This is a genomic window from Micromonospora sp. NPDC002411 (assembly GCF_053592955.1).
This window is the reverse complement of the sequence record NZ_JBSFBM010000242.1, coordinates 1-10487: the sequence shown is the minus strand read 5'-3', so window position 1 is coordinate 10487 and position 10487 is coordinate 1. Positions and strand designations below refer to the sequence as shown.

The following is a 10487-nucleotide window of genomic DNA, read 5'->3' as shown; positions in this document are numbered from 1 at the left end:
CGCGCCTTGCCGGATCGCCGCCCGGACTCCGCCTCGGCTCGACCGCCCTTATGAAACAGGCCCTGGGGCGGGGCCCTGGGTGGCCGCCCCGGGGGAAGGGCGGCCACCCAGGAAGACGTCAGCTCAGCGAGCAGGCCGCCCCGTTGACGGTCACCAGGCCGGGGCTCGGGTTGGCGCCCCCGGTGGTCGTCGCGTTGAAGCCGAACATCACTGAGCCGCCCGGCGCGATCTTGGCGTTGTGCGACTCGTTGCGCGCGGTCACCGTCGCGCCGGACTGGGTGACCTTCGCCAGCCACGCCTCGCGTACGCGCTGGTCGCCGGTGAACGCGAACCGCACGTTCCACCCGTTGACGGCCGTGGCGCCGGTGTTGCGGACGGTCAACTGGGCGGTGAACCCGGTGCCGCCGTGCCAGGCGCCGTAGTTGGTGTAGGCCACCGAGCAGGTGGTGGCCGGCACCGCGCCGGAGTCACCCTGGTCGGCCAGGAACGAGGCGATCCAGGTCAGCGCCGAGTTCCAGTTGATCGCGACCTCGTTCGTCGAGTACGAGTTGATGTCGTCGACGTAGCAGAACATCGGCTTGCAGCCGGCCAGCAACTGCGCCACGAACGGGTCCTGGAGGGCCGCGTTCGGGCCACCGGCGATCGAGCCGGCCGGCGGCCGGGGCATGCTCGGGTTGAGCTGGTGGCCGAAGATGCGACTGTGCTGGTTCTGCGCGGCGTGCTCGCCCCAACCGGTGACGTAGGAGATGTTCAGCGCGTTGCGACCCAGGATGTAGTCCATCGCCTGCACGGCGCCGTCGCGGTAGACGGGGTTGCGGGTCAGATCGAACGCGGTGGCCAGCACGACGGCGTTGTTGATGACGTTGCTGTTGCCGCCCCAGAAGTAGCTGTTCGCGTCACCAGGCATCGGCAGCCCGTACGCCTGCCGGCGCAGCTCGCTGAGGTACGTGTCGGCGGCGGCGGTGACCGACGCGCGGACCCGGGCCAGGTCGGCGGCGGGCAGCCCGTTCGGCACGGTGGCCAGGTCGAGGCGGCCCAGTGCGGCGACGCTCTGCCAGCCGAAGCCGCGAGCGTCGAACACGTTGCCGGTGTGGTGCGGCGACGCGGTCAGGTCGGTCAGGTAGGTCTGCGCCCCGGTGGTCAGGTACAGCTCGGCCGCCGCCCAGTAGAACTCGTCGGTGACATTGCTGTCGTCGTACGCGCCGCCGCCGGTGCCGTCGGTCGGGCTGGCGTACACCGCCGGGTTGGCCTTGGCCGCGCTGTAGGCGGTCTTCGCCGCTGTGGCGCAACGGTTCGCGAACGCCGCGTCGTAGGGGGCGAACAGGCGCGCGCACTGGGCGGCGGTGGCGGCCATGTTGAGGGTGGCCGCTGTCGACGGCGGGTGCAGCTCGCGCGGCTGCGGGTCGTCCTGCGGGGCGAGTGGCAGTCCGGTCCAGTTCTGGTCGTGGATCTTGTGGTGGACCATTCCGGCGAGCGGCTTGCCGGCCGGCACCTGCATGCGCAGCAGGAACTCCAGCTCCCAGCGGGCCTCGTCGAGGATGTCCGGTACGCCGTTGCCGCGCTCGGGCACCCGCAGGGTGCTGTCGCCCAGCGCCGCGCCGCCGTCGGCGGTGGCCGCCGTCTTGGTCCGCTCGAAGGTGCTCAGCAGCTGGTAGGTGGCGATGCCGCCGTTGACCACGTACTTGCCGTGGTCGCCGGCGTCGTACCAGCCGCCGCGCACGTCCAGCGAGTAGTCGCAGACGCCCGGCTGGCAGGGCACGCTCGTGTCACCCCGGTTGGGTGCCACGCCGAGGTGACCGGCGGGGCGCGCGTACTCGTCGCCGATCAGGTCACCGTCGATGGCGATGCCGCTGCGCTGGGCGTAGAAGAACTGCAACGAGTCGGAACGCAGTTGGTCGTAGAGCGTGCCGGAGATGTCGAACGGGTGACTGGTCTCGCCGTCCACGGTGAGCGTCAGCCCGCTGGCCGGGGTGCGGTAGCTGGAGAAGTCGACGCTGTGCACGTTCTGCCCTGAGGCGGCGTCGACACCGCGCGCGGTGGTGGTGCCGCTGGCCACGACGGCGCCGGCGGCGGAGCGCAGCTGCCAGGGCAGCGCCGTGGTGGCCTCGGTGACGACAGTGGCGTTCTTCGGGCCGCCGGGCAGGTAGCCGACCTGGTTGACGCGGACCCGTGGCCCGGTGTCCGGCACGTACGGCTCGGGCGGCTCGCCGCCGCGCAGCGAGACGTCGTCCAGGCAGATGGTCTGCGCCTGGGCGGCGCCACCGACCTGGAAGATCAGTTGGGCGTTGGGGTTGTCGTCCGGCACGGTGAAGGTCTGCTCGACCCGCTGGAGGGTGCCGGTCGCGGCGGCGTCCACGGCCGCGTACGTGGTGTAGGGGGCGCTGCCGAGTTGCAGCACTGCCTTGACTGCGGCGCCGGGCGTGGCGGAGACGGAGAAGCCGAGGGTGTATTCGGCGCCGGCGATCAGTGGCACGCCGTCCTGGCCGATGCCGGCGTCCCACGGGTTGGCCAGGCCGCCTGCGACGGTCGTGCAGAGCCGCCCGTCGGTGACCGCGAGCGCGCCGGTGCCGAAGGAGAACCAGGGGCTCACCCCTTCGCTGAAGTCGCCGTTGTCGATCTGCTCGGGGGCGTCCGGTGGTGGGTCGGCGTGGGCCGCGCCGGCGCCCACGCCGGTGAGGGCCAGAGTGGTCGCCGCTGCCAACAGGAGGCGGCGTCGGGATGACGTCACGGGGAGTCCTTCCGGGACGGAAACGGGACGGTGGTGGCGACAAGAAGCTGGGAGCGCTCCCAGTATCGGCTCGATGTTTCCAGCGTCGGTAGACGATGTCAATTGATCTGGTTGGATGGGTTGTGGCATCCGACAAGGGCGGTCGCGCGCGGCGGTGCACCGACACGCCGCGTCACCAAGACGTGAGATTGGCCGCGCCACGCCCCGTCGTCCTGATCTCCTAGAGACAACTGCGCCCTTCGCCTGGCAGGCTGCCTCCCATGACCCTGAAGCTGCGTTCCGTGGGAACGAGCGACCGTGGGCTGATCCGCAGCGGAAACCAGGACGCCCTGCACGCCGGCACCTGGCTCGTCGCCGTCGCCGACGGCATGGGCGGAATGGCCGCCGGCGACCTGGCCAGCGCCCTCACCATCGACGCCGTCGCCCCACTGGACGTGGAGACACCCGAGGACGCCCTGGTCGCCGCGCTCGAAGGTGCCATCGCCCTGGCCACCTCCCGCATCCGGCAGGCGGTCGCCGAGGACCCCGAGCGTCAGGGCATGGGCACCACACTGACCGCCCTGCTCTTCGCCCGTACCGGCAGCTGCCTGGCCCTCGCACACGTCGGTGACTCCCGGGCCTACCTCTTCCGCGAGGGCGTGCTCAAGCAGGTCACCCGGGACGACACGTTCGTCCAGATGCTGGTCGACCAGGGCGTGATCACCCCGGACCAGGCCAGCAGCCACCCGCGACGCGCCGTGGTCACCCAGGCGTTGCAGGGCGACGAGGTCTCCCCGTCGTACGCGACGATGGTGCCCCGGGCCGGCGACCGGTGGTTGCTGTGCAGCGACGGCCTCTCCAACGTCGTCCGTCCGGACACCCTCACCGAGGTGCTCAGCGGTTACCCGGACCGGTCGGAGTGCGTCGGCAAGCTCATCGACCTGGCACTGCACGCCGGCGCACCGGACAACGTCACGGTGGCGGTGGCCGACGTGTCGGAGGAGTAGGGGCCGCGATCAGCGCCGGCGTGGGGTCGCGTGCCGGGTGGGCGTCGCCGTGCCCGGGTCCTCCGGCCACGGGTGCCGTGGATAACGCCCGCGCAACTCGGAACGGACCTGCGGGTAGCCGGTGCGCCAGAACGAGGCCAGATCGGCGGTGACCGCCACCGGACGGCCGGCGGGGGAGAGCAGGTGCAGCAGCACCGGTACCCGCCCGTCGCCGACGCGTGGCGCCACCGACCAGCCGAACGTCTCCTGGAGTTTCACAGCGAGCACCGGCGCGGCCGGGTCGGTGTAATCCACCCGGATCCGTGAACCGCTCGGCACCTCGATCCGCTCCGGGGCCACCTCGTCCAGCCGGGCGGCCTGCGCCCAGGGCAGCAGCCGGCGCAGCGCCGAGGTCACGTCCGCCCGCGCCAGGTCGGCGCGTCGCCGGGCTGCCGCCAACTCCGGCCCCAACCAGGTGGGTGCCGCGTCGAGCAACGCCGCGTCGCCGACGTCCGGCCACGGGTCGCCCAAATGGTGCCGGAGGAACGCCAGCCGCTCGCGCAGCACCCGCGCCGCCGGCGTCCAGGTCAGCAGCCCCAGACCTTCCTGGCGTAGGCCGGTCAGCAACGCCGCGGCCACCTCGGCCCGGTCCGGCCGCTCCAACCGCCGCTGGACCAGCTCGATCGCGCCCAGGCGAGTCACCTCCCGCGCCACCACGTCCCCGTCGGACCAGCCCACCTCCCGATCGGTGCGCAGCAGCGGGCCGGCCGCCTCCCGGGCCGTCGCCTCGTCCACCGGCGAGGCCCGGCGGATTCGCGCCGCCGACGCGCCGGGCGTGCGGTCCGCGACGGCCACCGCCAGCCAGTCGGCACCGGCCAGCCCCGAGCCGGCCGACAGGTCCGCGGCGGTCCCGCCGGTCATCAGGTACGCCGATCCGCCCGGCCGTCGCACCCGGGCCAACCGTTCCGGGTACGCCAGACCGACGAGCAGCCCGGCGGCGAGATCGTCGCTCAGCGCGCTGGCCCGTCCCACCGAGGTGGCCGTTGAGCCGTGCCGCCCGTCGGCCCGGCCCGCGGCACCGGCCTCGGATCGGCTGTCGGCCGCTCGGCCCTCGGTGGGCAGCGCGGCGCGCAGCCGTCGTACCTCGGTGCGCCAGCGGGCTGTCGCGCCCGCGTCGACACCGGCGCGCAGCCGACGCCAGCCGGCCACCAGGTCGTCGCCAGGGCCGGCCGTGCTCTCCTCGGCGAGCAGGGCGACCACTTCGGCCGCCCGGTCGGCGCCGACCCGACCGGCACCGTCGAGTAGTGCCCGGGCCAATCGGGGATGCGCTCCGGCGGCGGCGATCGCGCGTCCCCGCGCGGTGATCCGGCCGTCGACGTCGACCGCGCCCAGGGTGTGCAGCGTGTCCCGGGCCACCGTCATCGCGGCGGCCGGTGGGGCGTCGGGCAGGGCGAGCCCGACGCCGTCGGGTCGACCCCAGGCGGCCAGCTCCAACGCGAAGCCGGTCAGGTCGGCGGTGGCGATCTCCGGTTCGGGCCGCGCCGGCAGTCGCTCGTGGGTCGCTGCGGACCAGCACCGGTAGACGTACCCGGGAGCCTCCCGGCCGGCCCGGCCCGCGCGTTGGGTGGCGGCGGCACGGGAGACCGGCACGGTGACCAGTGCGCCCAGCCCGCGGGCCAGGTCGATCCGGGGTACCCGGGACAACCCCGCGTCCACGACGACCCGCACGCCCGGAACGGTCAGGCTGGTCTCGGCCAGCGCGGTGGCCAGCACGACCCGACGTCGATCGGCGGGACGCAGCGCGGCGTCCTGCTCGGTGCCGCGCTGCCGTCCGTGCAACGGCAGCAGCGCGACGGCGTCCCGCAGGTCGGTCAGCCGACCGGTGACCGCGGCGATCTCCCCGGCCCCGGGCAGGAAGACCAGCACGTCGCCGTCGCGCTCGCGCAGCGCGCGCCGGACGGTGGCGGCCACGTGGTCGAGCAGGGCCCGGTCCACGGGGCCGGCCCCGGGTGGAGCGATCGGGCGCGCCGGCGGCGCCCAGATCCGCGTCACCGGGTGCAGCGCCGAGTCGGCCCGTACGACCGGGGCCGGGGTGGACCCACCGAGGAGCGCGGCGAACCGGTCGGTGTCCGGGGTGGCGGACATCGCCAGCAACCACAGGTCCGGCCGGAGGGTGGCCCGCGCCTCCACGGCGAAGGCCAGCGCGAGGTCGGCGTCGAGTTGTCGTTCGTGACACTCGTCCAGCAGCACTGCCCCCGTGCCGGGCAGCTCCGGGTCGTGGTGCAGCCGCCGCAGCAGGAGGCCGGTGGTGACAACCTCCACCTGGGTATCCGGCCCGACCCGGCGTTCGCCGCGGACCGCGTAGCCGACGCGTTCGCCCACCCGCTCGCCGAGCAACTCGGCCATCCGTCGGGCGGCGGCGCGGGCCGCCACCCGCCGGGGCTGGGCGATCACCACCCGGCCGGTGACCTGGTCGGCAACGGCCAGCGGCGCGAGGGTGGTCTTGCCGGTCCCCGGCGGAGCCACCAGCACGCCGGTGCCGGCCGCGTCGAGGGCCGCGACCAGTGCCGGCAGCACGGGGCGTACCGGCAGGTCCACTGTCACATCGGAGAGCACGGCCCAGTCTCGCACCGGCGCGTACGCCTCAGCGGCGATGGACCTCGCCCACGCCGGACACGAAGGCCCGCCAGGCGGTCGGGCCGAAGGCGAGCACCGGGCCGGAACGGTCCTTGCTGTCGCGTACGGCGATCTGACCGTCGGCTGTCGCGACCTCCACGCAGTTGCCGTTGCCACTGCTGCGCGTGCTGGTGCGCCAGGCCGCTCGGGTCAGGTCGTGCGCCGTCATCCGGGGTACCTCTCGTCTGCGTCGGCGTGCCGCCGAAGCGGTCACGCAAAGTTACGAGAAGCATGCTCAAGACGGGTCAAGGACGCCGTCGGATCGAGCGCCATCCGGCACAGCTCCTCGTGCAGAAGGCTATACCCGAGCACCTGGTCGGCTTCCTCCAGAGCCAGCCCCATCGTGAGGTTATCCAGGTAAACCACGGACGCGTCGGCGGCGTCGGCGAAGTTGAGGATCACGTACGGGGTACTCATCGCGGGATGGCCGCCGGCCGCGAAGGGCAGTACCTGAATTGTCACGTTGGGTAACTGTGCGACCCGGCTCATGTGGACCAGCTGTTCGGCCATCACCGCGGTGCCGCCGACCGGTCGCAGCAGCACCGCCTCGTTGAGCACCACCGAGAGTTGGACCGGGTTCTCCCGGCGCAGCACCTCCTGCCGGTGCAGCCGGGCCGCCACCTTGCGCTCCAGGCCGTCCTCGCCGGCGGTACGCCGGTAGATCTCCCGGGCGTACGCCTCGGTCTGCAGCAGCCCCGGCACCGACTCGGCCTCGTACGTGCGCAACGCCGCCGCCTCAGCCTCCAGCCCCACGTAGAACTCGAACCACTCGGGCAGCACGTCGCTGTACTTCTGCCACCAGCCGCGTTGCTGCGCCCCTCGGGCGATCTCGATCAGGGCCTCCGCGTCCGAACCGGTCACCTCGTACAGCGCGAGGGCGGCTCGCACGTCGCGCGGTTTGATGCCGATCTGCGCGGTCTCGATCCGGGAGAGGTTGCTCTTCGACATGTCGAGCTGGCGGGCGGCCACGTCGAGTGTCATGCCCGCGCGTTCCCGGAGCTGACGAAGCTCCCGGGCGATGCGTCGGCGGCGCACGGTCGGGCTGGCGGCGGGTCGGTTGGTCGGGGTGGCGGTCACTGTCCGAGTCTGACAGACCAAGATCCGCAGGTCGCGCCAGCACGGAGTGCAATTGTCAAATCTGGGAGTTGCATTGCAATAGCTCTGGGTGCATCCTTTCCCGGTCGCGATCACTGTGGACACACCTGCGCGGGAGGGCCGTTGCTCATCGCCGACGAGTTCTTCCTGATCGCACACAACGACAGTCGCGGCAAGGCCAAGCTGCACCCGGCGGCGACCGGGCTCGGGCTGGCCAGCGGGCTGCTCGGCGAGTTGCTCCTCTACGGACACATCACCGTGTCGGCCGGGCAGGTCACCGTCATCGACCGCCGTCCGCCCGCGGACGCGCTGGCGCACACGGTGCTCGACCAGCTGATCGGCGAGCCCCAGCACCAGGAACTGCGTACCTGGCTCAGCTTCCTTGCGCAGACCGCCACGACCTCGGTGGGGGAGCGGCTGGCCCGTGCCGGCGTGCTGCGCCGCCAGGAGAGTCGCCGGTTGCTGCGTACCTCGGTCACCTACCTGCCGATCGACCTCAACGCGGTGGCCTGGCCGGCAACCCGGCTGCGGGCGCTGCTGGACCGGCCCGACCCGCCGAACGTGCCGGACGCGTTGCTGCTCGGCCTCGTCGTGGCCGCAGGGCTGACCCGCGAGGTGCTGTGGAGCGCCGGCCCGCGCGCCCACCACCGGCTGAACGTCCTCATCCCCGCACTACCGGCGCCTCTGAAGGAACTGGTTGGGCACACCGAGGCCGCCGTCGGCGCCGCAGTGCTGCGCGGCATTCCCTGATTTCCCCGGTAACCCCCTACCCCTCCCCCTCGACGACCGGAGTAGTCGTATGCCCTCGACATCGACAGTCGACCGACCCAGCAACGTCTCCGATGCCCTGGCCCGAGGCCGCCTCGGCATCCCTTCGGTGATCTTCTTCGTCCTCTCCGCAGCCGCGCCGCTGACCGTGGTGGCCGGCGTCGTCACCACCGGCTACGGCGTCATCGGGGTGACCGGCATCCCGCTGGCCTTCCTGCTGATCGCCGCAGTGCTCGCGCTCTTCTCGGTGGGCTACGTCGCGATGTCCCGCCGGGTGGAGAACGCCGGCGCCTTCTACGCGTACATCTCCCGCGGTCTCGGCCGACCGGCGGGCGTGGGCGCCGCGTGGGTCGCGCTGATCGCGTACAACGCGCTCCAGGTCGGGCTGTACGGCACGATCGGCGCGGCGGCACAGCCGGTGCTCGACCGGCTCTTCGGCGGACACCCGCACTGGGCGGTGGTGGCCCTGGTGGCGTGGGCGTTGGTCGGCCTGCTCGGCCTGCTCCGGGTCGACCTCAACGGCCGGGTGCTGGCCGCGCTGCTGGTCGCCGAGATCGTGGTGGTCCTGGTCTTCGACCTGGGGCAGCTCGGCAACCCGGCCGGTGACCAGGTCAGCTTCGCCAGCTTCGCGCCGGACAACCTCTTCGTGCCGGGGGTCGGCGCGGTGCTGGTGCTGGCCATCCTGGGCTTCGTCGGCTTCGAGTCGGCGGTGGTCTTCAGCGAGGAGAGCAAGGACCCGAAGCGGACGGTGCCGCTGGCCACGTACCTCTCGGTGGCGATCATCGCCGGGCTGTACGCGCTGTCGTCCTGGACCATGACGGTCGCCGTGGGGCAGGACCAGATCGTCCCCGAAGCCGGCGCGCAGGGCGTCGAGCTGATCTTCAACCTGGCCGCCACGCAACTCGGCGACACCGTGGTCACCATCGGGCAGGTGCTCTTCCTGACCTCGGTGCTCGCAGCGATGATCTCGTTCCACAACACCACTGCCCGCTACACGTTCGCGCTCGGCCGGGAGCGGGTGCTGCCTGCGGTGTTCGGGCAGACCTCGGCCCGAACCGGAGCGCCCCGGGCCGCCTCGGTGGCGCAGAGCGTCCTCGGACTGGTGGTCATCCTGCTGTACGCGATCAACGGCTGGGACCCGGTGATCCAGCTGTTCTTCTGGGTCGGCACCACCGGCGGCTTCGGCGTCCTGCTGCTGATCGCCACCACCTCGGTGGCGGTGATCGCCTACTTCGCCCGTTCCGACAGCGGCGAGAACCTCTGGCGACGGGTCGTCGCGCCCGGCCTGGCGACCATCGCGCTCTTCGTGATCATCTGGTTGGCGGTGTCGAACTTCGCCAACCTGCTCGGCGTCGCGCCGGACTCCACGCTGCGCTGGGCGCTACCCGCCGCTTATCCGGTGGCCGCCCTGCTGGGCATCGGCTGGGCGCTGCTGCTGCGCGGCAGCCGCCCCGACACGTACGCCCGGATCGGCCTGGGCGCGGCGAGCAGCGCCGCTGTCGTCACGCCGTCGGCGCAGCCCACCGCGGAGGCGACCCGATGAGCGTGGTCATCGAGCGGCTCGGGCCGGAGGAGACCGCTCTCGTGGCGGGTCGGATCGCCGAGGCGTTCACCGTGCTCGAGGTGACGTACTGGCTGGTGCCCGACGCGAGCAAGCGGGAGGCCGTGTTGGCCGGGGACTTCGAGATCCTGGTCGGCCATGCCATGCGGCACGGCATGGTGCACGCCACCGAGGACCGGGCGTCGGTAGCGGTCTGGTTCCCGTCGGTCGGTGAGCCGGCGCCGCCACCTGCGGACTACGACGCCCGACTGGCCGCCGCCTGCGGTGAGTGGACCGACCGGTTCCAGCACCTCGACGAGCTGTTCGCGGCGCACCACCCGCACCCGGACCACCACCACCTGGCCTTCCTGGCGACCCGGCCGGATCGGCAGGGGCAGGGGTTGGGCAGCGCGTTGATGCGGCACCACCACGCCTGGCTGGACGCCAACGGGATGCCCGCGTACCTGGAGGCGAGCAGCCCGCGCAGCCGAGACCTGTACGCGAAGCACGGCTACCTGGCCGGGGAGCCGTTCCGGGTGCCAGACGGTACGCCGTTCTGGCCGATGTGGCGGGAGCCGGCGGGAAACTGACACCGCCCCACACATGCTGTCACGTGAGCGTGACAGCGTGGACATGACCTGCTCGGGTGCCATGTAGAGGGCGGTGCCGACGACCTGGTTCGTGCCGGTCAGGCTCGCCGCCTCCTGCGTCACCG

Annotated in this window: 8 protein-coding genes; 4 read left to right on the top strand and 4 right to left on the bottom strand. The window is 72.5% G+C overall.

The features are described 5' to 3' along the window. Positions 1–118 precede the first annotated feature (118 nt). Complete coding sequence (locus ACWCO3_RS24730; RefSeq protein ID WP_358163755.1) at positions 119–2728, bottom strand: glycoside hydrolase family 9 protein; 2610 nt, start codon at positions 2726–2728, stop codon at positions 119–121. Between the two features lie 260 nt (positions 2729–2988). Between ACWCO3_RS24730 and ACWCO3_RS24725 the strand changes: the two genes are divergently transcribed. Continuing rightward, positions 2989–3714, top strand: a complete 726-nt coding sequence (locus ACWCO3_RS24725) for a PP2C family protein-serine/threonine phosphatase (protein ID WP_145784078.1) — start codon at positions 2989–2991, stop codon at positions 3712–3714. A 9-nt stretch (positions 3715–3723) separates the two neighbouring features. Here ACWCO3_RS24725 and hrpB read toward each other — a convergent pair whose 3' ends face one another. Genes hrpB through ACWCO3_RS24710 form a run of 3 tightly spaced genes read right to left on the bottom strand, consistent with a single transcriptional unit; the run spans position 3724 to position 7404 of the window. Further along, positions 3724–6309, bottom strand: a complete 2586-nt coding sequence (hrpB, locus tag ACWCO3_RS24720; RefSeq protein WP_358163766.1) for an ATP-dependent helicase HrpB — start codon at positions 6307–6309, stop codon at positions 3724–3726. A 28-nt stretch (positions 6310–6337) separates the two neighbouring features. Further along, the gene (locus ACWCO3_RS24715) at positions 6338–6538 is read right to left on the bottom strand and encodes a DUF397 domain-containing protein (RefSeq protein WP_145784076.1); all 201 of its coding nucleotides are present in this window, start codon (positions 6536–6538) and stop codon (positions 6338–6340) included. A gap of 41 nt (positions 6539–6579) precedes the next feature. Next, positions 6580–7404, bottom strand: a complete 825-nt coding sequence (locus tag ACWCO3_RS24710) for a helix-turn-helix domain-containing protein (RefSeq protein ID WP_450012276.1) — start codon at positions 7402–7404, stop codon at positions 6580–6582. 183 nt (positions 7405–7587) lie between these two features. Between ACWCO3_RS24710 and ACWCO3_RS24705 the strand changes: the two genes are divergently transcribed. Genes ACWCO3_RS24705 through ACWCO3_RS24695 form a run of 3 tightly spaced genes read left to right on the top strand, consistent with a single transcriptional unit; the run spans position 7588 to position 10362 of the window. After that, complete coding sequence (locus tag ACWCO3_RS24705) at positions 7588–8214, top strand: GOLPH3/VPS74 family protein (protein ID WP_145784072.1); 627 nt, start codon at positions 7588–7590, stop codon at positions 8212–8214. A 49-nt stretch (positions 8215–8263) separates the two neighbouring features. Next, positions 8264–9775, top strand: coding sequence for an APC family permease (locus ACWCO3_RS24700; RefSeq protein ID WP_145784070.1), 1512 nt, complete (start codon positions 8264–8266; stop codon positions 9773–9775). Then, entirely contained in the window at positions 9772–10362 is a 591-nt protein-coding gene (locus ACWCO3_RS24695; protein WP_278144898.1) for a GNAT family N-acetyltransferase, read from the top strand. The genes ACWCO3_RS24700 and ACWCO3_RS24695 overlap by 4 nt, the downstream gene beginning before the upstream one ends. The last annotated feature ends 125 nt before the right edge of the window (positions 10363–10487 follow it).

What these genes read in the sequence shown, in the direction of transcription:
- ACWCO3_RS24725 (WP_145784078.1), top strand. Translation starts at nt 2,989, where the DNA reads ATGACCCTGAAGCTGCGTTCCGTGGGAACGAGCGACCGTGGGCTGATC.
- ACWCO3_RS24715 (WP_145784076.1), bottom strand. Translation starts at nt 6,538, where the DNA reads ATGACGGCGCACGACCTGACCCGAGCGGCCTGGCGCACCAGCACGCGC.
- ACWCO3_RS24700 (WP_145784070.1), top strand. Translation starts at nt 8,264, where the DNA reads ATGCCCTCGACATCGACAGTCGACCGACCCAGCAACGTCTCCGATGCC.
- ACWCO3_RS24695 (WP_278144898.1), top strand. Translation starts at nt 9,772, where the DNA reads ATGAGCGTGGTCATCGAGCGGCTCGGGCCGGAGGAGACCGCTCTCGTG.